This window comes from Pseudomonas sp. PDM32 (assembly GCF_019219225.1).
Classification (GTDB): Bacteria; Pseudomonadota; Gammaproteobacteria; order Pseudomonadales; family Pseudomonadaceae; genus Aquipseudomonas; species Aquipseudomonas laurylsulfatiphila.
In genome coordinates, this window is the sequence record NZ_JAHUWE010000005.1 from 380332 (window position 1) to 401595 (window position 21264).

The following is a 21264-nucleotide window of genomic DNA, read 5'->3' on the forward strand; positions in this document are numbered from 1 at the left end:
CACAGGCTCACTTGGACAGCCGCGTCAGGTACTCTTCCAGGGCTTTGGAGTAGTTGTCGGCGTACCACTGGGCGTTGAGAGCGATCTGCTTTTTCAGGTTTTCTTCAGAGGCGCAGTTGGCTTCGAGTTGCTTGGCCGACATCAGCTTCTCCGTGGCGCTGTTGGAAGGTCCGTTGCCCAGCAGTTCGAACAGCTTGAGCTGGCCTTCAGGCTGCAAGGCTTGCTGGATGAACTGCATGGTCGGTTGAGTGCCGCCGGGGTTGCCGTTCAATACCGCCCAGCTGCTGGAGTTGATAAAGCCGTTGTCGAAGCTCCAGCGCACGCGGTTGTCGGTGTCTTCACTGAGCAGCTTGGCGCGGGTGTGCCAGATCGCACCCACCGACACCTCGCCGTCGACCATCAGTTGCTGGCTTTCGGCACCCGAACTCCAGAACGACAGGACGTGCGGCTTGATCTCGTCGATCTTCTTCAGCGCCCGTGGCACGTCCAGCGGGTACAGCTGGTCAGGCGGAACGCCGTCGGCCAACAACGCCGCTTCGAGCATGCCGTTCATCCACTTGTACAGCGTGCGCTTGCCGGGGAATTTCTTCACGTCCCAGAAATCGGCCCAGGTCTTGGGTCCGTTTTCACCGAACTTTTCGCTGTCCCAGGCCATCACGTAGCTGAACTGGTAGCTGGCGATGCCGTAATCGGAGGAGAGCGCCGGGGCCACCTGAACGCGCTTGATGGTGTTGTAGTCCAGTGGCTGCAGGATCTTTTCCCGGCCCAGCACGATGGCGCTGTAGCTCTCGACGTCGACCACGTCCCAGCTTGGTTGGCCGCTGGCCAGCTGAGAGCGGATGGCCCCTTCGGTCGGGCCGGCGCCGTCGATGCGCACCTGGATGCCGGTGTTCTTGGTGAAAGTGTCGGTCCACGCCGAACGGAATGCGTTCAGGGCGTCGCCGCCCCAGTTGACCACCACCAGCGGCTTGTCCGCCGACCAGCTGATGCCGCTGCGCAGCGCCAGGGGCACCGCTGCCAGCAGGCCCATGGCCTGGATAAAGGTGCGACGGTTGATCTGACCGTCGCGGGCCTTGTCGATAAGCACTTCGATGCAGTCTTGTTGGTGATCCTGGCGCATGGGCAAGTCCTCAGTCGGCCGGTGCCTGCGTGGGCACCGGCCTTTTTGTTGTCATTGGAAGAGAGCTTTGTGACGCAGTTTTTTGGGGGTTCAGGCCTGAAGCAGGAAGCTTTGCTGCACCGGCCAGCTCAACCACACCGGCGCGCCGCTGGGCATCGACGCGCCAGGGTGATTGCCGGGTACGGACAGGTTGATCGGCAGCGTGTCGCCGCCGACCTTGAGGGCCAGATGGGTGCTGGAGCCTTGATAGACCTTGTCGGTGAGTTGCGCGGGCATCACGTTGTAGCCGTCGCGAGTCGGGCACTCACTGTGCAATTCCATGTGCTCGGGGCGCACGGCCAGCACGATCGGTGCCGCACTCAGTGCGTTCGGCGCCTGGGCATGCAATACGCTGGTGCCGCAGCGGCCGCTGGCGTTCTGGCCGTTGCGGGTCAGGTTGTCCAGCGGGAACAGGTTCATCTTGCCGAGGAACTCGGCGACGAAACGGCTCTCGGGGCGGTTGTAGATGTTTTCCGGGGTGTCGACCTGGGTCAGCTTGCCGTGGTTGAAAATCGCGATGCGCGAGGACAGCGCCAACGCTTCGTTCTGGTCGTGGGTGACGAACACGAAACTGGTACCGACCTGACGGTGGATGCGTTGCAGCTCGGTTTGCAGTTGTTCGCGCAGGTTCTTGTCCAGCGCCGACAGCGGCTCGTCGAGCAGCAGCAGTTCGGGCTCGAACACTAGCGCCCGGGCAATCGCCACGCGCTGCTGCTGGCCGCCGGACATCTCGGCGGGTTTCTTGTGCATGTGCGTACCGAGGCCGACCACCTCAAGGATGTGCTTGACCCGGCGATTGCGTTCTTCAGCGGGGACTTTGCGGATGCGCAGCGGGTAGGCCACGTTATCGGCCACGGTCATGTGCGGGAACAGCGCATAACCCTGGAACACCATGCCGTAGTTCCGCTTCTCGGCGGAGCGCCGGATGATGTCGACGCCTTGCTCCATCAGCTTGCCCGAGGTCGGGCTGAGGAAGCCGGCCAGAATCATCAGCAAGGTGGTCTTGCCCGAGCCGGACGGACCCAGCAGGGTAAGAAATTCGCCTTGGCGAACGTCGAGATCGACGTTATCCAGCGCCGCGAAACGGCCGTAATACTGGCTGATACCTTGAGCGCTGAGCTGGATCGCTGAACGGCTGGACACAATGAGGTTCCTCTTTTTATTGCCCATAAGACGTACGAGGACGGATGCGAATCCGAAATGGGCTTTGGGGACTTATTATTGTTAAAAATATCGCTACATCAATGGAATTATTTTGCTCGTATTGGTTAGTTTTATTGAACAAATTGGCCGGGGATTCCATGCAGCCCAGAGGCCCTGAAACAGAGCCTTCCCCTGTGGGAGCGGGCTTGCTCGCGAAGGCGGCGTCACATTCAACCTTTTTGGTGACTGCCACACCGCTTTCGCGAGCAAGCCCGCTCCCACAGGGGGGATGTACTGTGAGTTTTAAAGGGTGTCCTGCCAGGTCTGGCGAGACGATTGCAGCTGGGTCTTGACCCAGTTGCCGAAGGCCTGGACCACGGCGCGGTCGGCTTTTTGCGGGTCTGCCGCCAGGTAGTAGCCACGGTGCAAATCGATGCCGATGTCGAACGGGCGCACCAGCAAACCCTTGGATAACGCATCACCGCTGATCAGGTTGTCACCGATGGCGATGCCCTGACCGGCAATGCACGCGGATTGGGCGCAGTGCGCATCGGAGAACAGGATGCCGCTCGTCGCATTGACCCCGGAAGCCCCCGCAGCGGTCAGCCACACGCGCCAGTCCGAGTAGTCGGTCATGTGCAGCAAGGGGTAGCTGCTCAGTTCCTGCGGGCTTTTCAGGCCACCCAAGGCGTTGATCAGGCGCGGGCTGCACACCGGGAAGAAACGCAATGCCACAATCTCTTCAACATTCATTTCCGGCCAGTCGCCAATCCCGTAGGCGATGAACAGGTCGACGTTGTGGTTGTTGGTGTCGTCCGGTGTGCGCGGGGAAACCAGTTGCAACTGCACTTGCGGGTACTGCCGCAAAAAAGCACCGATGTGGTGGCACAACCAATAGGTGGCGAACCCCGGCGCGCAACTGACACACAACCGTCCGGAAATCTCCTGGTCGTCGACCAACTGTCCGGCGTCGAGCAGGTTCAACAGAATCCCGTGCACTTCCCGCGCATAGCGTTCGCCCTGATACGTCAGGCCGATGCCTCGGCCAATGCGCTCGGTCAGGGCGAAACCGACGCACTCCTCAAGCTTGCTGATCTGGTGGCTGATGGCGCTGCGGGTCAGGTTCAGTTCACGGGCCGCGACCGACACGCTGCCTGTGCGGGCAACCGCATCCAGCGCACGAAGGGCTGTCATCGAAGGAAAACGCATAAATCATCCCGCTCAAAGTTGAAGGAAACAGGCAAACGCTGAACCCCTGTGGCGAGGGAGCTTGCTCCCGTTCGACTGCGCAGCAGTCGCAAATGTGTGTCCGAGGTGAATCGGGTTTTGGGACCGCTGCGCTCCCCGGCGGGAGCAAGCTCCCTCGCCACAGCTCTCTTGTATGGTGACGTAAATCGAACAGTCAGGCCAAAAAAAATCGATTGTTGTATTGGTTGATTCAACAATACTAGCCCCATTCGTCGTTGGGCCGAGCTGGCCCCTTTTCCAAGAGGTGCTGCATGACCCGTTGTGCCGAGGCGCTCGTTCAGTTGCTGGAAGGCTATGGTGTTGAAACCGTCTTCGGCATTCCCGGCGTGCACACCGTCGAGTTGTATCGTGGCCTGCACGGCAGTCGCCTGAAGCACATCAGCCCGCGCCACGAGCAGGGCGCCGGGTTCATGGCCGACGGTTATGCCCGTGCCAGCGGCAAGCCCGGGGTGTGCTTCATCATCACCGGACCGGGCATGACCAACATCATCACCGCCATGGGCCAGGCCTATGCCGACTCGGTGCCGATGCTGGTGATTTCCACCTGCAACCGTCGCGAACACCTGCGCCTGGGCCATGGCCACCTGCATGAATTGCCGGATCAGCGCGCGCTGGTCGCCGGGGTCTGTGCTTTCAGCCATACGCTGCAACACCCGTCGCAATTGCCGGAAGTGCTGGCACGGGCCTTTGCCTTGTTCGGCTGTACGCGGCCGCGGCCGGTGCACATCGAGATTCCGCTGGATGTGCTGGAAATGTCTGCCGACGGGCTGGACCTGCACCCGCGTTCATTGCCGGCCGCACCGGCCCCGGCGCCGGAAGCCATCGATGACGCCGTGGCCCTGATCAACAACGCCAAGCGTCCGTTAATTCTCGCCGGTGGTGGCGCACGCCAGGCCAGTGAGGCGCTCACCGCACTCGCCGAACGCCTGCAGGCCCCTGTGGCGCTGACCACCAACGCCCGCGGTTTGCTGGCCCCCGAACATCCTTTGCTGCTCGACGGTGTGCAGTCCTCGGCCCATGGTCGTGAGCTATTTGCCGAGGCCGACCTGGTGCTGGCCGTCGGCACCGAACTCGGGGAAACCGACTACGACTTTTTCGGTCTTGGCCCTGTGCAGTTCAAGGCACCGCTGATTCGCCTGGACATCGATCCCATGCAAATACTCGGTGTACAAGCGGCCTCGGTCGGCCTGCTGGGCGATGCCGGGCAAGGCTTGCTGTTGTTGCTCGATCGACTGCCGCAGCGCCAGGCCGATCCAGCCTGGGCGGCTGAGCGAGCGGGCAAGGTCAACGCCCTCGAACACGCCGGCTGGAGCGCCAGACAATCCCGTATGCAAGCGCTGCTCGATACCCTGCGCGATCACTTGCCGCAGCCACTGATCGTCGGCGATTCGACCCAACCGGTGTACCAGGGCGCGCTCGGCTACCGGGCGCCAACCCCCAACAGCTGGTTCAACGCCGGCAGTGGCTACGGCACCCTCGGCTACGGTTTGCCCGCCGCCATCGGCGCCAAGCTGGCCCAACCTTCGCGCCCGGTGGTGGCGTTGGTCGGCGACGGTGGCTTGCAGTTTTCCAGCGCCGAACTGATCGCCGCCAAAGAGGCCGGCGTCGGCGTGATCCTGCTGCTGTGGAACAACAGCAGCTATGCCGAAATCCGCGACTACATGAACGCCAAGGCGGTGCCGTTGCTGGGGGTGGACATCCTCACGCCGGACTTCGCCGCCCTCGCGCAAAGCTGCCACGTCAGCCATCACCGGGCACGCGACCTGGACGGTTTGCGCGAGCTGCTGGGGCAACTCGGCAGCAGCGATGAGCCGGTGATGATCGAGGTCGACGCCACCATGTTTCTGGCTGACTAAAACAACAACAAATTTTTCAGGTCGCCGACACGCACAACGTCCGGTCGACCTTTCAATCTCCTGAACTCGAAGGTGGCTTACATGGCTGAGTCCGATAACTTTTCCTCTACCCATTCCGTGCAGGGGACCTACGCCGACCTGATCCTCACCAACGGACGTATCTACACCCAGGACCCGGCCAACCCGTGGGCCGAGGCCGTGGCTATCCGCGACGGCAAGTTGATCGCAGTCGCCAGCCTCGGCCAGATCGAGATGTTCAAGGGCCCGAACACCCGCGTGCACGACCTGCAAGGCGCATTCTGCATGCCGGGCCTGCACGACATGCACACGCACCCCGACCTCGCGCTGGCGCCGCGCTACGCCGATGACCTCGACGTCGGCATTGAAGACCCTACCCCGGAGCAGTTGCGCGAAAGCATCCTCGCCTACGCCGACAGCCATCCCGGCGACGGCTGGATCTACGGCCAGTACTGGGTGCGCTACACCTTCCGCGAGGCCGGCCTGACCCCGGGCCGCGAGTGGCTCGACAGCGTCATGCCGGACCGCCCGGTGGCACTGCTCGACCGCATGTGGGGCACCATGATGGTCAACTCCAAGGCCCTGGAACTGGCCGGCATCGACCGCCACACGTCCGACCCACGCAACGGTTATTTCGAGCGTGACGAGCTGACCGGTGAACCCACCGGGCTGATGATCGACGGTGCCTACGCGATGATTCACGCGGCCATGCCACCGACGCCGGTCAGCGTGCTGCGTCGCGCCTACCGCGATGGTGTGCACTTCCAGAGCTCGCGCGGCGTCACGGCGAGCAAATACGTGCACGTCTGCGAACAGCGTTTGCAAGCCCTCAAGGAACTCGACGACAGCGGCGAACTGACGGTGCGCATCGAAGCGGCGATCAGTTGGCAGGACGACATCTTCCCGGTGCGTCGTCGCTGGGAGCTGCTGGCCGGCGAACGTCACTACTACCGCAGCGCGCGCCTGAGCGCCAACGCGGTGAAGTTCCACTTCGACGGCACCGTGGAGCCGAAGTCTTCGTACCTGCTGACCCCGTGGCCGCAGGAATCGAGCTGGCGCGGCAAGCTCAACCTGACCCCGGAACACATCACCGACATGGTGGTGGACATGGACCGCAAGGGCATCCGCGTGATCGCCCACTGCACCGGCGACGGCGCGTCCGACGTGTTCCTCGATGCCGTGGCCGAGGCCCGTCGTCGCAACGGTTTCAGCGGTGTGCGCCACCAGTGCGCCCACAGCACCTTGCTGCACCCCGGCAACCTGCCGCGCTTCAAGGAACTGAATGTCATCGCCGAGTTTTCCCCGGCCGCCTGGTACCCGACGCCGTTCGCCAGCGGCGCACGTTCCGGTTACGGCCAGGAACGCCTCAAGCGCATCTACGACTTCAAAGGCGTGCTCGCCGCCGGTGGCACGGCGGTGATGGGCACCGACTGGCCGGTGGCGTCCATCGACCCGTGGCTGGCGCTGGAAACCATGATCACCCGGCAGAACCCGTGGAACGACGACCCGGCCTGCTTCGGCGACCCGATCAGCCTCGAGCAGGCGCTGACCGTGATCACCAGCAACGGCGCCGTGGCCATGGGCCTGGAACACAGCACCGGCAGCCTGCAAGTGGGCAAGTCGGCGGACCTGATTGTCATCGACCGTGACCTGTTCGCTGCACCGGCACGCAACTACATCCACAAGACCCAGGTGCTGCTGACCTTCGTTGAAGGGCAACTGGTCTACGACCGCCACTCAACGCTGGAAACCGTCGGCCTCAAAGCTGTCTGGCAAGGCGAACCACCGGTGCTGGAGGGCAAGGCAGAATGACTTCCCCACGTATCGCCGTGACCGTGGTGTCGGGTTTTCTCGGCGCCGGTAAAACCACCTTACTCAACCGTATGGTGCGCCGTGCCGAAGGCAGTCGGCTGGCGGTGATCGTCAACGATTTCGGCGAACTGAACATCGATGCGGCCATCGTTTCCGAAGTCACCGACGCGGTGTACAGCCTGCAAAACGGCTGCATCTGCTGCACGGTGCAGGAAGACCTGCTGGCGCAACTCGGCAGCCTGGCGCAGCTTGAACCGCGGCTGGAGCGTATCGTCATCGAGTGCAGCGGTGTGTCCGACCCGCAGCGCATCGTGCAGACCCTGGCTTATCCACAGCTGCGCAGCCAGATGCAATTGGACATGGTCATCACCGTGGTCGACGCCACCCGCCATCTGCAACTCGACGGTGAATACGCGCGCCTGGCTCGGGCGCAGGTGGCCGCTGCCGACCTGCTGTTACTGAACAAGACCGATCTGGTCGATGAGGCGCAGTTGCAGGCGTTGCGCGATGCACTGGGTGCCAGGACGCGTGTGCATGAAAGTGTGCAAGCCGAGTTGCCCGATGCGTTGTGGCTGGATACCGATCTGGACCTTGAGCCTCGGGCACAGAAACCGCTGACCCGGGTGTCCGACGGCGATCACGGCGAGATGTTCAGCAGCTGGTTGTGGCAGAGCAACGCAGCCCTCGACGTCGAGTGCTTGCGCGGCTGGTTGAGGGCGCTGCCCAGTGATGTATTCCGGGTCAAAGGCCTGGTGCTGCTGACGCCGGGCAGCATGGCGCATTGGCTGCAACATGTCGGCACCCGCAGTCAGTTTCTGCCGGCGCTGGATGACGCTCATACCAACGCCACACGCCTGGTGTTCATCGCTCGCCGGGGTTTCGATGGCTGGGAGGCATTGGGGCAAGGGCTGGAAGATTGCACCGTGAAAGAGGTTGCCGGGGTATGACATCGACAGAGCAACGTCTGCGTGAAGAGTTGGCGGCCTGCTACCGCCTGATTGCGCACTTTCGCATGACCGATTTGATCTTCACCCACATCTCGGTGCGCATTCCGGGGCCGGAGCATCACTTTCTGATCAACCCCTACGGGCTGATGTTCGAAGAAATCACCGCGTCGAACCTGGTGAAGATCGACCTCAACGGCCACGCCGTAGAGCCATCGCCGTACCCGGTCAACCCGGCCGGTTTCGTGATCCACAGCGCCATCCATGGTGCTCGGGAAGACGCGCAGTGCGTGCTGCACACCCACACCAAATCCGGGTGCGCGGTGGCGGCGTTGAAGTGCGGGTTGTTGCCGGTCAACCAGATTTCCATGGAGTTCTACGGCCGTGTTGCCTATCACGACTACGAAGGGGTGGCGCTGGACTTGAGCGAGCAGCAACGCTTGGTGGCGGACCTGGGCGACAAGCCGGTGATGATGCTGCGCAACCATGGCTTGCTGACGGTGGGCGAGACGGTAGGGCAGGCGTTCATGCGCATGTATTACCTGGAAAAGGCCTGTGAAATCCAGTTGGCCGCGCAAGCGGCCGGTGAAGTTGTTCTGCCGTCGCACGAGGTCTGCGCGCACACCGAGCGGCAGTTCAATGATCCGGGGCGGCTGTTGGAAGAGGGTGAGTTGAACGATCCGGATGCCATGCAACTGGCGTGGGCGGCGTTGTTGCGGATGCTGGATCGGGTGGCGCCGGGGTATCGGGACTGATTCGGATTCCCGGTTGTTTGGGCTGGCCTCTTCGCGAGCAAGCCCGCTCCCACAGGGGAATGCATTCCAAATGTGGGAGCGAGCCTGCTCGCGAAGCAGGCGCTGCGGTCGTCAGGCCTGCCGCGGTGTATTGAGGTTCATCGACCGCACCGCCAGCGCCGACGCTGTCTCTTCATCGATCGGCAACGAAAACCGAAAGGTCGCCCCCCGCCCCGGCATATCGATCAACTGAATTTCGCGCCCATGCAATTGCAGGATGCGATGCACGATCCGCAGCCCCAGCCCGCCATCACGCCGTGCGCCGCCGATGTTGAACGGGCGCAGGAACAAACCTTCGCGCAGTTCCGGGGCAATGCCCGGGCCGGTGTCGCTGACCGTGACCTCGATGAATGACCCTTGCGGACGCAGGCCCAGTTCGATGTCTCCACCTGGCGGTGTATGGCGCAGGGCATTGTCGAACAGGTTGGTCAGCACCCGTTCGATCAACCCGAGATCCGCGCAGGCCGCCGAGGCGTTTGGCGCGAACGTGGCCTTGAGTTCGACCTTGCGCGCTTCGGCGGTGAGTTCGAATTTCTGGAAGATGTCCTGGGCCAGATCGGTCAGGGAAAAACGTTCCAGCACCGGTTGCACGAAGCCGTGCTCCAGTCGCACCAGTTCCAGCAGCGACTGCGCCAGACCACCGACCTTGCGGCTCTGGTCCAGTGCGATGCCGAGGTAGCGACGGCGGTCTGCAGGGGACAGCGTGGCGTCCTTGAGCGACAGGGTTTCCAGATAGCCGTGCAGCGAGGCCAGCGGCGTGCGCAAGTCGTGGGAGATGTTCGCCACCAGTTCGCGGCGCTCCTGGTCCTGGCGGGTCAACGAACGCCATTGCTCGCCCAGGCGGGCCTGCATCTGCCGGAACGCGGCATCGAGCACGGCGATTTCATCGTGGCTGGCGGCTTTTTCCACCGCGACGGGTAGGGCCGGCGTGACCGGTACGCCATCAATGTCGAACTGGCTCACGGTTTCGGTCAGGCGGCGCAACGGCCGGGTGATCAGGGCAAACGCGGTGAGGCCGGCAATCAGGCACAGCAATGCCACCAGGCCGATGGACAGCAGCGCTGTGTTGAGCGCCGCGCTGGTTGCACCGCGTTCGGCCAGGCGGTCGTGATCCTCACCGAGCAGCACCACGTAGAGATAACCCACCGGCTTGCCATCCACCTTCAGCGGTGCTGCGCTGAACACCTTGCGCGCATCGACGCTGCGCGGGTCGTCGCCGGGAATCGGCAGCGGATCGCCCCGCAGCAGGCGCTGGATCGGCGCGAGGTCGACCCGCTCCCGACGGATCCGGCCCTCGGGCGCGGCACTGCCGACAATCTTGCCCTCGGTGTCGAGCAGGTACACCTCGACACTGGGGTTGACCTGCATCAGCTTGCTGAACAAATCGCGCACGGCATTGGGCATCAGGCCCTGGGTGTCCATCAGCACCGTGTCGCTGGCGATGTGCTGCGCCAGGTCCCGGGACAAGCCTTGCACCACTTCCTGTTCATGCATCTGGTTGGAGCGCACCTGCAACCACGCCGACGTGCCGCAGCACACCAGCAGCAGCACGGCGAACACCAGGGACAGGCGTTGCGTCAGGGTCAGCCTCATGGCTGCGGCTCCTCCCCGGTGGCGAATTTGTAGCCGCGGCCCCAGACCGTGAGGATGCGTACAGGCTGCGCCGGGTCGGCCTCAATCTTGGCGCGCAGGCGGTTGATGTGGGTGTTGACCGTGTGCTCGTAGCCTTCGTGACTGTAGCCCCACACGGCGTTGAGCAGGTCCATGCGCGAAAACACCTTGCCGGGCTGGCGGGCGAAGAAGTACAGCAAATCGAACTCCCGGGGCGTGAGGTCCAGGCGTCGTCCGTCGAGGGCCACCTCGCGGGTGATCGGGTCGATCGCCAGGCCGTCGGTGAGCAGGCTGCCGGCGTCCATCTTCAGGTTGCGCGCCATGGCATCGACCCGGCGCAGCAGCGCCTTGACCCGGGCCACCAGTTCGAGCATGGAAAAGGGCTTGGCCAGATAGTCGTCGGCGCCCAGTTCGAGGCCGAGAATGCGGTGCACTTCGCTGGAGCGCGCGCTGGTGATGATGATGGGCGTGTAGCGCGCCATGGCCCGGGCGCGGCGGCAGATTTCCAGGCCGTCGGCACCGGGCAGCATCAGGTCGAGGACCAGTGCGTCCCAGTTGCCTTGCTGCAGCAGGCGCATGCCTTCATCGCCATCGGCGCTGTGCACCACCTCGAACTGCTCATCGCGAAGATGCAGGCAAATCAGGTCGGCGATGTGCTGGTCGTCCTCGACCACGAGGACGCGTTTGGTCTGTTCCATCCAGGTCAATCCTTCAGCGCATTGTGCGTAGTGCCACTCACTGTAGGAGCTGCCGCAGGCTGCGATCGTTTGATCTTGTTTTTAAAAATCAAAAGATCGCAGCCTGCGGCAGCTCCTACAGTGAAGTCAGTGAAGTCAGTGAAGTCAGTGAAGTCAGTGAAGTCAGTGAAGCCAGTGAAGTCAGTTAAGGGCATACCCATTGTGCGGGTTTTTCGGGGCCCGAGTTATCACGAATTGTTTAACTTCCCGTGAGGATTTGGCGATCACCCAAAGCCTAGGCTGTGTTGCATGAAACACCCCTGGAATTTTGGAGGCGAGCATGTTTTCACGACGGCAATTTCTTCTGGCGGGCGGCGGGTTGGGCGTTGCAGCCCTGGCGATCGGCCTGTTGCCGAAGTTTTCCACAGGCTCGGCCTTGATCAGTGCGGCCAGCGCAGCCGAGGCGTTCGAAGTGACCCACAGCGACAGCGAATGGCACGCGATCCTCAGCGACGAACAGTACGACATCCTGCGCGAGGAGGGCACTGAACGGGCCTACAGCAGCCCGCTGAACAACGAGCACCGCGACGGTACTTTCGCCTGTGCCGGTTGCGGCCAGCCGCTGTTTTCCTCGGCCACCAAGTTCGACAGCCGCACCGGCTGGCCGAGTTTCTGGGCACCGCTGGACAAGGCCGTGGCCACTCGGCAGGACCGTGCGTTCGGCATGGTCCGCGAGGAGGTGCACTGCCGGCGCTGTGGCGGGCATCTGGGCCATGTCTTCGACGACGGCCCGAAACCCACCGGCCTGCGCTACTGCATGAACGGCCTGGCGATGAAATTCGTGCCGAAGACGGTGTGATTCCCTTCCACTCACTTTTTTGCAGGTAATCGCCATGTGGCTGCTGGTCCTCGCTTATCTCGGTGGTGTGCTGACGATTGTCAGCCCGTGCATTCTGCCGGTGTTGCCGTTTGTCTTCGCCCGCACCGGGCAACCCTTCGTCAAAAGCGGATTGCCGCTGCTGGTCGGGATGGCGCTGACCTTCGCGCTGGTTGCCACATTGGCCGCGGTGGGCGGTGGCTGGGTGGTGCAGCTCAATCAGTACGGGCGCTGGCTGGCGCTGGTGTTCGTCGCGTTGTTCGGCCTGACGCTGTTGCTGCCGCAATTGGCCGAGCGCCTGACCCGGCCGCTGGTGGCGGCGGGCAGTCGCTTGTCGGAAGCGGCGGGCGCCGATGCGCGGCCACGTCCCGGTGCCTCGTTCCTGATAGGCGTCGCCACCGGCCTGCTGTGGGCACCCTGCGCCGGGCCGATCCTGGGCCTGTTGCTGACCGGTGCGGCGCTGCAAGGCGCGAGCATCCAGACCACCTTTTTGCTGCTGGCTTATGCGGCGGGGGCTGCCACTTCCCTTGCGCTGGCGTTGCTGCTGGGTGGCAAGGTTTTCACGGCGATGAAACGCTCGATTGGCGCGGGCGAATGGGTTCGTCGCGGTCTTGGCGCGGCGATGCTGGTCGGCGTGGTGGCGATTGCCCTGGGGCTGGACACGGGGGTTCTGGCGCGTTTTTCCACGGCGTCTACCGGTGGTATCGAGCAAGCGCTGGTGGAGAAATTGTCCGGCAAGTTACCGCGTAACAGCGGGGCGATGATGGCGCAGAACTCAACTACCGCAGGCGCGGTGCAAGTGGCCGAGAAATCCCCGGGCACCTTGCCGGTCGAAGGCAGCCTGCCGCCACTGGAGGGCGCCGTGCAATGGCTCAACTCGCCACCCCTCGATGCCCAGGCCTTGAAAGGCAAGGTGGTGCTGGTGGACTTCTGGACCTACTCCTGCATCAACTGCCTGCGCTCGCTGCCCTATGTGAAAGCCTGGGCCGAGAAGTATCGCGATCAGGGCCTGGTGGTGATCGGCGTGCATGCGCCGGAGTTTGCCTTCGAGCGTGACGTCAACAACGTCACCAAAGCCATGAAGGACCTGGGCATCCACTACCCGGTGGCCATCGACAACGAGTTCAAGATCTGGCGCGCCTTCAACAATGAGTACTGGCCGGCGCATTACTTTGCCGACGCCCAGGGCCGTATTCGTTATCACCACTTCGGTGAAGGCGAGTATGCCGAGTCGGAGCGGGTCATCCAGCAACTGTTGCGTGAGGCGGGTGGCAAGGTGTCGGACGGGCTGATCGAGGCCAAGGCCGATGGCGTGCAAATGGCGCCGGACAGCAGCGAAGTGCAGTCGCCGGAAACCTATGTCGGCTACCAGCGTGCCGAGCATTTCGTGCCGCAAACCGCGCTGGTGCCGGACAAGGTCGCCACCTACAACCCGCCTGCACAATTGGCGCTCAACGACTGGAGCCTGAGCGGTCAGTGGCATGTCGGCTCCGAGCGAGCCACTGCCAGCGCAACGGACAGCCGCATCGTCTACCGCTTCCACGCCCGTGACTTGCATCTGGTCCTGGGTCCCGGTGCCGATGGCAAACCGGTGCGCTTCAAGGTGCTGATCGACGGCAAGGCACCGGGTGACGACCACGGTATGGATGTGGCGCCCGATGGCAGCGGCACCGTGACCGAGCAGCGTTTGTATCAACTGGTGCGCCAGAGCGGTGGTGTGCAAGACCGGACCTTCAGCATCGAGTTTCTTGATCCGGGCGCATCGGCCTACGCCTTTACCTTCGGCTGATTGCCCTTGTTTTTTTCAGGAGTCCATTTCATGAAAACCCTGTTCACCTGGCGCCGTACATTGTTGGGGCTGGCCGCAGCCGGCATCATCAGCCAATGCTCGGCCTTCTCCTTCGGTGGTGCCGAAGAGGCGGTGGTCATTCCACCGCCGGCCCTCGACGAAACCACCCAGGCCCGCAGCGAAACCGCGGTGTTCGCCGGCGGCTGCTTCTGGGGTGTGCAAGGGGTGTTCCAGCATGTCAAAGGCGTGAAAAACGCCGTCTCCGGTTACGCGGGCGGGGCGGCCGATACCGCGCAATACGAGCGCGTCAGCGACGGCAATACCGGCCATGCGGAGTCGGTCGAAGTCACTTTCGATCCCGCTCAGGTCAGCTACGGCACCTTGCTGCAAATCTACTTCTCGGTGGCGCACAACCCGACCGAACTCAATCGCCAGGGACCGGACACCGGCACCCAGTATCGTTCGGCGATTTTTACCAGGAGCAGCGAACAGCAACGAGTCGCCCAGGCCTACATTGCCCAGCTCGACGCTGCCAAGTCGTTCAACAAACCGATCGTGACCCGGCTGGAAAGCTACAACGGCTTCTACCCGGCGGAGGAGGAACATCAGGACTTTCTCACCGAACATCCGACCTATCCCTACATCGTGATCAACGATCTACCGAAAGTGGCGCAGCTCAAGCAGCTGTACCCGGATCGCTATCAGGAGCAACCGGTGCTGGTGAAGGCGGGGAGGTAAGGGTTATCCCGAGATCACGTTCTTGCCGGCGATTTTAGAGCGGTACAGCGCCTGATCGGCCCGTGCCATCAGGCCACTCTGCTGTTCTTCGTCAAAGCGCTGGACCACGCCGAAACTCATGGTCACCTGAAAGTCTCCCACGGGCAGCAAGTCCGCAAGGCCGTGGCGGATCTTCTCGGCGAGGGTCCGGGCTTCGGCCAACGGGGTGTTGGGCAGCGTCATGATGAACTCGTCGCCGCCCCAACGGGCCAGCAGGTCGCCCTCGCGCACGAAGCGTTTGACGTTCTCGACCACATGCACCAGCGCGGCATCGCCCAAGGCATGGCCGTAGTGATCGTTGATGGTCTTGAAGTCGTCGATGTCCATGGCGATCAAGGACAGGGGTTCACGAAAGCGCTGGGCGCGGTCGCAGGCCTGGGGCAGGACCTGTTCGAGTCGATAGCGATTGGCAACGGCAGTCAGCGTATCGGTTTGCGCCAGCTTGCGGTTTTCTTCGAGCTGCAGCTGCAATTGATGATTGACCCGTGACAACTCCAGAGTGCGTTCTTCGATCAACGCCTCGAGGGAGTGATTGCGTCGTTCGAGCGCCTCGAACAGTCGGCGCTTGTCTTCAATGCTGCGGTGCGCGCCAATCATCCGCGCTACCGAACCATCGGCATTGCGCGCCAGGATGTGGCCGCGGTCTTCTATCCACAGGTAGCTGCCGTCCTGCATGCGGCAGCGATATTCGGCCTGATAACCGCAGGCACGTTGGCTCAGGTAGTCGTCAAACAGGGCCATGACGCGTGGGTAGTCATCGGGATGGATGACGTTTTCCCAAGTCAGCACGTTGTTGTCCAGAGAGTGAGGCGTATAGCCGAGCATCTCGTACCAGCGAGCCGTGCGGTAGACGAAACCGGTGTTGGCGTTCCAGTCCCAAATGCCGTCGCTGACCAGCTCGAGAATGGTGTGCAGCATGCCGTCGCTCATGTCTTCGACATTGAACTTCAACGGTTCGATATTCGATGCTTCGCCCATCTGAGCTCTCCTTGCCAGTGACTCGCCAGTCAGCAGATTAGTGCATGGCCTGTTCGGCCGACTAGTGCTTGCCCCACATCTGTACGGCGAATTCGACGAAGCGTCGCAGTTTCGGCAAACGGTGGCGATCCTGGGCATAGACCAGGTGCATCGGCCGGCTGGGCGGGCAGTAATCGGGCATCAAGGCCAACAGCTTTCCGTCCTTGAGGTCCTGCTCGACCAGGGCGTCGGGCATCATCACGATGCCCATGCCGGTGCGCGCCGCCTGATGCAAACCGGCCGAACTGTTGATCAGCATCGGCCCGCTGACCCCCACGCTGACTTCGCCCTCGGGCCCGGCCAGGCGCCATTCCTTTTGCACCGATTGCCAGTCATCCCCGGCCGGATAGGCAAAGGACAGGCAGTCGTGGTGTCGCAGGTCTTCAGGCGTTTGCGGTGTGCCGCGACGGGCCAGATAGTCCGGTGACGCGCACATGGTCAGGGTGTAGTCGATCAGCGGGCGGGCGATCAGGTTGGAGGGCTCCAGCGCGCCGAGGCGAAAGGCTACGTCCAGTCCGTTTTCCAGCAGATCCGGGCGCCGGTTGGTCAGTACCACGTCAAGTTTCACCCGCGGGTTTTGCCGGCTGAACTCACTCAGTGCCGGTGCCAGGCGTTCGGTGCCGAAGGTCAGGGGAGCGGTGATGCGCAGCGTCCCGCTCGGTTCATCGAGGGCCTGCTCGGCCAGACGCTCGGAATCGGCCACCAGCCCCAGCACTTCCAGGCAACGCTGGTAATACGCGACGCCGAACTCGGTCAGCCGCTGACGCCGCGTCGTGCGATTCAGCAGGCGTACACCCAGCCGCTGCTCCAGGGCCTTGAGGTGGTTGCCGACCATGGTCGTGGACATATCGCACTGCAAAGCGGCGGCGGTCATGCTGCCGGTCTCCACCACTTTCACGTAGACGCTCATTGCCTGGAACAGATCCATTATCAAGCCCAGCTTTTAAATGATTGAAGTTTTACAGCGTTTATCCAGCTCAGGTGGCTAACCATACTGCAAAAACACCGACCCTTGCTGGAGCTTGACGTCATGACCGCCGCCTGCCTGATGAGCACTTACCAACCCCTGGCCCTGAGCTTCAACAAGGGCCTGGGCACTCGCCTGTGGGATCAGGCCGGGCGCGAATACCTGGATGCGGTCGCCGGTGTGGCGGTGACCAACGTCGGCCACTCCCACCCGAAAATTGTCGCCGCCATCACCGAGCAGGCCGGATTGCTGCTGCACACGTCGAACCTCTACAGCATCGACTGGCAACAACGGCTGGCGCAGAAACTGACGCGGCTGGCGGGCATGGACCGGGCGTTTTTCAACAACTCCGGGGCCGAAGCCAACGAAACCGCACTGAAAATCGCCCGGCTGCATGGCTGGCACAAAGGTATCGAACAGCCGCTGGTGGTGGTCATGGAGAACGCGTTCCATGGCCGCACCCTCGGCACCTTGTCGGCCAGCGACGGCCCGGCGGTGCGTCTGGGGTTCAATCAGCTGCCGGGGGATTTCGTCAAAGTGCCGTTCGGCGACCTCGATGCGCTGGACAAGGTGCAACAGGCTTACGGTTCGCGGATCGTGGCGGTGCTGATGGAACCGATCCAGGGCGAAGGCGGCGTGCAATTGGCGCCACCGGGCTATCTCAAGGCCGTGCGCGAGCTGTGCAACCGTCGCTCGTGGCTGTTGATGCTCGATGAAATCCAGACCGGAATCGGCCGCACCGGCCAGTGGTTCGCCTTCCAGCACGAAGGCATCGTTCCGGACGTCATGACCCTGGCCAAAGGCTTGGGCAACGGCGTGCCCATCGGCGCTTGCCTGGCCCGTGGCAAGGCGGCCGAACTGTTCACACCGGGCAGCCACGGCAGCACTTTCGGCGGTAATCCGTTGGCCTGCCGGGTCGGTTGCACAGTGCTGGATATCGTTGAAGAACAAGGGTTGCTGGAAAACGCCCGGCTCCAGGGTGCGCGGCTGCTCGACAGATTGCGCACCGAGTTGGCGGGCAACCCGAACGTCGTGGCGATCCGTGGTCAGGGGCTGATGATCGGCATCGAGCTCAAGCAACCGATCCGCGACCTGAGTCTGATCGCTGCGCGGGATCATGGTTTGCTGATCAACGTCACGCGGGGGAAAACCATTCGCCTGCTACCGCCGCTGACGCTTGATGAGCGGGAGGTGGAGATGATTGTCAGAGGGGTGAGTGATGTGATGAAAGAGGGCTGAAGTTCTGCTCAGTAATGGTATCTGCACATCACGACGCGTATTTCGCCGTCTTCAACGGCGTAGACCAGACGATGTTCAGCCGTAATCCGGCGTGACCAGAATCCGCTCAAGTTATGCTTGAGCGGTTCGGGTTTCCCCAGGCCGTCGAAGGGCTCACGCTGGATAGCCTTGATCAACAGGTTGATACGTTTGAGCCCAGCCTTATCGTTCTGCTGGAACCAGAGATAATCGTCCCAGGCTTCCGGGGTGAACTCGATATTCATTCTTCAATCAGTTGCCTGGTTTTGGTTTTGCCGGCTCGCAGGTTACCGATTGATTTGATCAGGCGCTCAGCGTTGGCGGGGGAGCGCAGCAGATAGGCAGTCTCTTCGAGAGCGTTGTATTCGGCCAATGACATCATCACTACCGGCTCGCCTTTCTGACGGGTTACCAGTAGCGGGGCGCGATCTTCATTCACCCGGTCCATGGTTTGCGCCAGGTGTGCCCGAGCGTTGGTGTAGTTGATGGTTTCCATGTGATTGTCCTCGCTTGATGCAAAGACCGTACAGAAATGAGTACATGTTAGCAAGGCGATACCTACGAGTGGTTGTTACGTGGAGAGTGCATCCACGTCAGTATCGAGTATCGCCGAATGTTCCTCAGGACGTTTCCGTGACTGATGTAATCCCATTCTGAGCTACATGCCATCCATTGGGTTTGTGTCCGACCACAGCTGCGCAAACCTACAGGTGATGAATCAGCGCCGCGATTTCCTTTCGATCTGCCAATCGGATTTTTTCGCCGCAAAACCCATCGAAAAGGCGCTGGTGCGCAGCAAATCCACTTGAGTCGTCACGGGTGCGATAGCTGCCAGCCCACTCCAGCATTGCCACCAACCGTTCGTCATCCTGCGTTTCCCGTTGGTGAATGTTGGCGACGCATTCCTTGTCGCCGATGCTCAGCCAGATCAACGCTGTGGCGCGATGGAGGATTTCGCTGATGATCCAGCCGTAAACCCCTTCGATTACCCAGCGCTGTTCGTCGGTCGCGATCCGTGCAATGGCCAATGCTTCGGCGCGGGGGCGGGGGATGCTGTGTTCGTCCGACAGCCAGTGAATCCGGTCGAGATCGGTCCAGGGCTCACGCAATTGCTGGGCTAGCCGCTGTGCCAGCCAGCTTTTGCCGGAGCCGGAGTTGCCGATGATCAGGGTGCGGGTGAGGTTCATGCCGAGTTGCCTCTACCTATGTGCCTGACGAGGATCACTGTGGGAGCGAGCTTGCTCGCGATGACGGACTCAAAGCCAATATCGATGTCGACTGATACGCCGCCATCGCGAGCAAGCTCGCTCCCACAGGGGTTATACCTTTAGTACTCACCCTCCGGCGCAACCATTCGTGTCTTTGGCGAGCCATTGGCGTTGTGTTGAAAAATGTCCTGCGGTTGACCCTTTTCATTAAAGAACACCTGCCCGATCCCCGCCGAGTTCCACAGCCGCTCTCCGGCTTCGGCGTGTTCCGGGACATGCGGCACGATGCGCATGCGGCGACGTTTGGTCAGCCAGTTCAGTGGCGAGCGTGGCGAGTACAGCCAGCGGTTGAGGCGGTCGAACCATTCGAGCAGGGTAGCGGGAAATTCATTCTTGATGCCGCTGCTGGTGATCTGCCAGATGCGTGGCCCGGCCTTGCGATGGCGGATCAGCACTTCGTAGACGAAGGAGTAGTGCACATCGCCCGACAGCACCACGTAGTTACCCGGCGTGCGCGAGTGGCGGAATATGTTCAGGATCACTTGGGCCGCGCCGCGATGGGCCATCCAGTTTTCCGCGTCCACCAGCAGTGGATAACCGCACCAGCTGAAGACCCGCTGCACGGTTTCAATCAGTTTGACGCCGAAGATCGGCGCCGGTGAAACGATGATCGCGCTCGGGTGGTCCAGTAGGTCCTGTTGCAGTTCGCTCAGGGCTTCCCAGTCGAGCAGGCCGGAAGGTTGCTTGAGGTTCATTTCGCTGCGCCAGCGCCGGGTGCGGGTGTCGATCACGACCATGGCCGGGGTGGTCGGCAGCACGTAATGCCAATGCTGGAATTTCAGCAGGTCATCGATCAGATCGTCCTGGACCCTGCAGTCGAGGTGGCGCTCCTGTGTGCTGGCGCTCAACGCCCCGGCCTTGTGCAGCAGGGCAGCGAAGGCATTCGGGTTGTTGCCCCAGCCCTGGCACAGCATGTACGCCAGCAGTGCGTTGCCGATGATGCGCCGGGAGAACGGATGGCCGTAGGCCGTTTCCTCCCATTGCGCGGACAGGTTCCAGTCATCGGTGATGTCGTGGTCGTCGAACATCATCAGCGTCGGCAGATGCGCCAGTGCCCGCGCGACGTTGCCAAGGCCGGCCGTGAAGGCATCGATGCGCGTCTGTTCAAGGGCGTAGCGCTGGAGCCGTTCCGGTGTCAGCGTCGGTGCCTGGGGGGCGATCAGGGTCCAGGGCACTGGGGACCAGACCAGCAGGTACATGGCCATGACTTCGGCGAAGGTCACCAGGTGATTGTCGGCACTGCTGCTGGTGAAGATCGGCTTGCGTGCGCCACCGAAGAAACGCTCGCGCAGGGTTTCATTGCTTTGCAGCGCCGGCAGCAGGTCCGCGCGGTGATAGTAACTGGCCGGGTGCTCGTAGAGTCTGGCGCTGTCGCTGACCACGGCGCCTTCGAGGTGTTCGCCGAATAGGCCCAGGCGCTCGATCAAGGCGTGAATCGCCCGCAGCATCGGCCCCGCGACATCGTCGGCGTAGACCTGATCGCCGGTCATCATCAGCAGCGCCGGGCGGTCCTTGGCTGCATGTTCCTGCGCCAGCAACCGGTCGACGCAGAGCAAGCCGTCTGCCGCCGGGTGGTGAGGCTTGCGGCAAGAGCCGTGCAGCAATTGATCGACCCGTGCGCGCAGGACGAAGTTCGGGCAACGGGCATCGCCGTACAGCAGGTGCGGCGCCCAGTCGGCGATGCCTTGTTCTGCACCATCGATCAGCAGGTCGTAGTCGATCGACTGGTCGCAGGGCAGGGCGCAATCGAGTGGCACGTCGATCAAGTGCACAAAGGCATGAGTCCCTGCGGCAATCACCGTGCATTGCCCGCTATCGAGGCGGATGTCACCGACGCCCTGCAAGCGCAAGGTCAGCGCCAGCGCCCGGGAACCCACCAGCCACAGCACCAGCCGCGTGGGCTCAAGGCGCCGCAGCAGCGGGCCCGCCAGGACCGGCGGCAGGGCTGGGTGATCATCGGGCAGTGGCAGTGTTTCGGACATCCGGGGTCAAGGCTCTTGGGGCATCGAGGCGGGCGATGATAGCGCAGGTGACGACGGGGCAGGCTAGA

The 21264-nt window shown here is 62.5% G+C and carries 19 protein-coding genes; 8 read left to right on the plus strand and 11 right to left on the minus strand.

Annotated elements, in window-relative coordinates:
• Window positions 1-7: 7 nt before the first annotated feature.
• From KW846_RS12380 to KW846_RS12390, 3 genes are all read right to left on the minus strand, one after another.
• Window positions 8-1120, minus strand: coding sequence for an ABC transporter substrate-binding protein (locus tag KW846_RS12380; protein WP_218482441.1), 1113 nt, complete (start codon window positions 1118-1120; stop codon window positions 8-10).
• Between the two features lie 90 nt (window positions 1121-1210).
• Entirely contained in the window at window positions 1211-2302 is a 1092-nt protein-coding gene (locus KW846_RS12385; protein WP_218482443.1) for an ABC transporter ATP-binding protein, read from the minus strand.
• Between the two features lie 303 nt (window positions 2303-2605).
• Entirely contained in the window at window positions 2606-3511 is a 906-nt protein-coding gene (locus tag KW846_RS12390) for a LysR substrate-binding domain-containing protein (protein ID WP_218482444.1), read from the minus strand.
• Between the two features lie 290 nt (window positions 3512-3801).
• On the opposite strand from KW846_RS12390, the gene KW846_RS12395 reads away from it, so the two are divergent.
• The 4 genes from KW846_RS12395 (at window position 3802) to KW846_RS12410 (ending at window position 8935) form a co-directional block, all read left to right on the plus strand.
• On the plus strand, window positions 3802-5406 hold the full coding sequence (locus KW846_RS12395; RefSeq protein WP_116581035.1) for a 5-guanidino-2-oxopentanoate decarboxylase: 1605 nt from the start codon (window positions 3802-3804) through the stop codon (window positions 5404-5406).
• 81 nt (window positions 5407-5487) lie between these two features.
• Window positions 5488-7236 (plus strand): amidohydrolase, encoded by a 1749-nt coding sequence (locus KW846_RS12400; RefSeq protein ID WP_116581036.1) that lies wholly within the window; start codon window positions 5488-5490, stop codon window positions 7234-7236.
• On the plus strand, window positions 7233-8183 hold the full coding sequence (locus tag KW846_RS12405; RefSeq protein ID WP_218482446.1) for a GTP-binding protein: 951 nt from the start codon (window positions 7233-7235) through the stop codon (window positions 8181-8183). Before KW846_RS12400 ends, KW846_RS12405 begins: the two co-directional genes overlap by 4 nt.
• Window positions 8180-8935, plus strand: a complete 756-nt coding sequence (locus KW846_RS12410; protein ID WP_218482449.1) for a class II aldolase/adducin family protein — start codon at window positions 8180-8182, stop codon at window positions 8933-8935. Before KW846_RS12405 ends, KW846_RS12410 begins: the two co-directional genes overlap by 4 nt.
• Window positions 8936-9046: 111 nt before the next feature.
• Here KW846_RS12410 and KW846_RS12415 read toward each other — a convergent pair whose 3' ends face one another.
• Window positions 9047-10567, minus strand: a complete 1521-nt coding sequence (locus tag KW846_RS12415) for a HAMP domain-containing sensor histidine kinase (protein WP_218482451.1) — start codon at window positions 10565-10567, stop codon at window positions 9047-9049.
• Window positions 10564-11283 carry a response regulator transcription factor gene (locus tag KW846_RS12420; protein ID WP_218482453.1) on the minus strand — a complete coding sequence of 240 codons (720 nt, stop codon included), beginning with the start codon at window positions 11281-11283 and terminating at the stop codon, window positions 10564-10566. Before KW846_RS12420 ends, KW846_RS12415 begins: the two co-directional genes overlap by 4 nt.
• Before the next feature lie 319 nt (window positions 11284-11602).
• On the opposite strand from KW846_RS12420, the gene msrB reads away from it, so the two are divergent.
• The 3 genes from msrB to msrA are packed head-to-tail and all read left to right on the plus strand — an operon-like array spanning window position 11603 to window position 14666.
• Window positions 11603-12121 (plus strand): peptide-methionine (R)-S-oxide reductase MsrB, encoded by a 519-nt coding sequence (gene msrB, locus KW846_RS12425; RefSeq protein WP_218482455.1) that lies wholly within the window; start codon window positions 11603-11605, stop codon window positions 12119-12121.
• A 34-nt stretch (window positions 12122-12155) separates the two neighbouring features.
• The gene (locus KW846_RS12430; protein ID WP_218482457.1) at window positions 12156-13928 is read left to right on the plus strand and encodes a cytochrome c biogenesis protein DipZ; all 1773 of its coding nucleotides are present in this window, start codon (window positions 12156-12158) and stop codon (window positions 13926-13928) included.
• Window positions 13929-13958: 30 nt separating this feature from the next.
• Complete coding sequence (gene msrA / locus KW846_RS12435; RefSeq protein WP_218482459.1) at window positions 13959-14666, plus strand: peptide-methionine (S)-S-oxide reductase MsrA; 708 nt, start codon at window positions 13959-13961, stop codon at window positions 14664-14666.
• Window positions 14667-14669: 3 nt separating this feature from the next.
• On the opposite strand, the gene KW846_RS12440 is transcribed toward msrA, so the two are convergent.
• Together KW846_RS12440 and KW846_RS12445 are read right to left on the minus strand one after the other, a co-directional pair.
• The gene (locus KW846_RS12440; protein WP_218482461.1) at window positions 14670-15683 is read right to left on the minus strand and encodes a sensor domain-containing diguanylate cyclase; all 1014 of its coding nucleotides are present in this window, start codon (window positions 15681-15683) and stop codon (window positions 14670-14672) included.
• 61 nt (window positions 15684-15744) lie between these two features.
• A complete protein-coding gene (locus KW846_RS12445) occupies window positions 15745-16650 on the minus strand; it encodes a LysR family transcriptional regulator (RefSeq protein ID WP_007979198.1) in 906 nt (301 codons plus the stop codon).
• Between the two features lie 102 nt (window positions 16651-16752).
• On the opposite strand from KW846_RS12445, the gene KW846_RS12450 reads away from it, so the two are divergent.
• Window positions 16753-17928 (plus strand): aspartate aminotransferase family protein, encoded by a 1176-nt coding sequence (locus KW846_RS12450; RefSeq protein WP_218482463.1) that lies wholly within the window; start codon window positions 16753-16755, stop codon window positions 17926-17928.
• An 8-nt stretch (window positions 17929-17936) separates the two neighbouring features.
• On the opposite strand, the gene KW846_RS12455 is transcribed toward KW846_RS12450, so the two are convergent.
• From KW846_RS12455 to KW846_RS12470, 4 genes are all read right to left on the minus strand, one after another.
• On the minus strand, window positions 17937-18191 hold the full coding sequence (locus KW846_RS12455) for a Txe/YoeB family addiction module toxin (RefSeq protein ID WP_015093589.1): 255 nt from the start codon (window positions 18189-18191) through the stop codon (window positions 17937-17939).
• Window positions 18188-18442, minus strand: coding sequence for a type II toxin-antitoxin system prevent-host-death family antitoxin (locus KW846_RS12460; protein ID WP_056728535.1), 255 nt, complete (start codon window positions 18440-18442; stop codon window positions 18188-18190). The genes KW846_RS12455 and KW846_RS12460 overlap by 4 nt, the downstream gene beginning before the upstream one ends.
• A 208-nt stretch (window positions 18443-18650) precedes the next feature.
• Window positions 18651-19133, minus strand: a complete 483-nt coding sequence (locus tag KW846_RS12465) for an adenylate kinase (RefSeq protein ID WP_218482465.1) — start codon at window positions 19131-19133, stop codon at window positions 18651-18653.
• A gap of 140 nt (window positions 19134-19273) precedes the next feature.
• Complete coding sequence (locus KW846_RS12470) at window positions 19274-21196, minus strand: alkaline phosphatase D family protein (RefSeq protein ID WP_218482467.1); 1923 nt, start codon at window positions 21194-21196, stop codon at window positions 19274-19276.
• Window positions 21197-21264 lie beyond the last annotated feature (68 nt).

Excerpts from the sequence above, each read along its gene's own strand:
- KW846_RS12420 (WP_218482453.1), bottom strand. The coding sequence starts at position 11,283 with ATGGAACAGACCAAACGCGTCCTCGTGGTCGAGGACGACCAGCACATC.
- KW846_RS12410 (WP_218482449.1), top strand. The coding sequence starts at position 8,180 with ATGACATCGACAGAGCAACGTCTGCGTGAAGAGTTGGCGGCCTGCTAC.
- msrA (WP_218482459.1), top strand. The coding sequence starts at position 13,959 with ATGAAAACCCTGTTCACCTGGCGCCGTACATTGTTGGGGCTGGCCGCA.
- msrB (WP_218482455.1), top strand. The coding sequence starts at position 11,603 with ATGTTTTCACGACGGCAATTTCTTCTGGCGGGCGGCGGGTTGGGCGTT.
- KW846_RS12465 (WP_218482465.1), bottom strand. The coding sequence starts at position 19,133 with ATGAACCTCACCCGCACCCTGATCATCGGCAACTCCGGCTCCGGCAAA.
- KW846_RS12450 (WP_218482463.1), top strand. The coding sequence starts at position 16,753 with ATGACCGCCGCCTGCCTGATGAGCACTTACCAACCCCTGGCCCTGAGC.
- KW846_RS12400 (WP_116581036.1), top strand. The coding sequence starts at position 5,488 with ATGGCTGAGTCCGATAACTTTTCCTCTACCCATTCCGTGCAGGGGACC.
- KW846_RS12460 (WP_056728535.1), bottom strand. The coding sequence starts at position 18,442 with ATGGAAACCATCAACTACACCAACGCTCGGGCACACCTGGCGCAAACC.
- KW846_RS12405 (WP_218482446.1), top strand. The coding sequence starts at position 7,233 with ATGACTTCCCCACGTATCGCCGTGACCGTGGTGTCGGGTTTTCTCGGC.
- KW846_RS12440 (WP_218482461.1), bottom strand. The coding sequence starts at position 15,683 with ATGGGCGAAGCATCGAATATCGAACCGTTGAAGTTCAATGTCGAAGAC.
- KW846_RS12470 (WP_218482467.1), bottom strand. The coding sequence starts at position 21,196 with ATGTCCGAAACACTGCCACTGCCCGATGATCACCCAGCCCTGCCGCCG.
- KW846_RS12395 (WP_116581035.1), top strand. The coding sequence starts at position 3,802 with ATGACCCGTTGTGCCGAGGCGCTCGTTCAGTTGCTGGAAGGCTATGGT.
- KW846_RS12380 (WP_218482441.1), bottom strand. The coding sequence starts at position 1,120 with ATGCGCCAGGATCACCAACAAGACTGCATCGAAGTGCTTATCGACAAG.
- KW846_RS12430 (WP_218482457.1), top strand. The coding sequence starts at position 12,156 with ATGTGGCTGCTGGTCCTCGCTTATCTCGGTGGTGTGCTGACGATTGTC.
- KW846_RS12415 (WP_218482451.1), bottom strand. The coding sequence starts at position 10,567 with ATGAGGCTGACCCTGACGCAACGCCTGTCCCTGGTGTTCGCCGTGCTG.
- KW846_RS12455 (WP_015093589.1), bottom strand. The coding sequence starts at position 18,191 with ATGAATATCGAGTTCACCCCGGAAGCCTGGGACGATTATCTCTGGTTC.
- KW846_RS12390 (WP_218482444.1), bottom strand. The coding sequence starts at position 3,511 with ATGCGTTTTCCTTCGATGACAGCCCTTCGTGCGCTGGATGCGGTTGCC.
- KW846_RS12445 (WP_007979198.1), bottom strand. The coding sequence starts at position 16,650 with ATGGATCTGTTCCAGGCAATGAGCGTCTACGTGAAAGTGGTGGAGACC.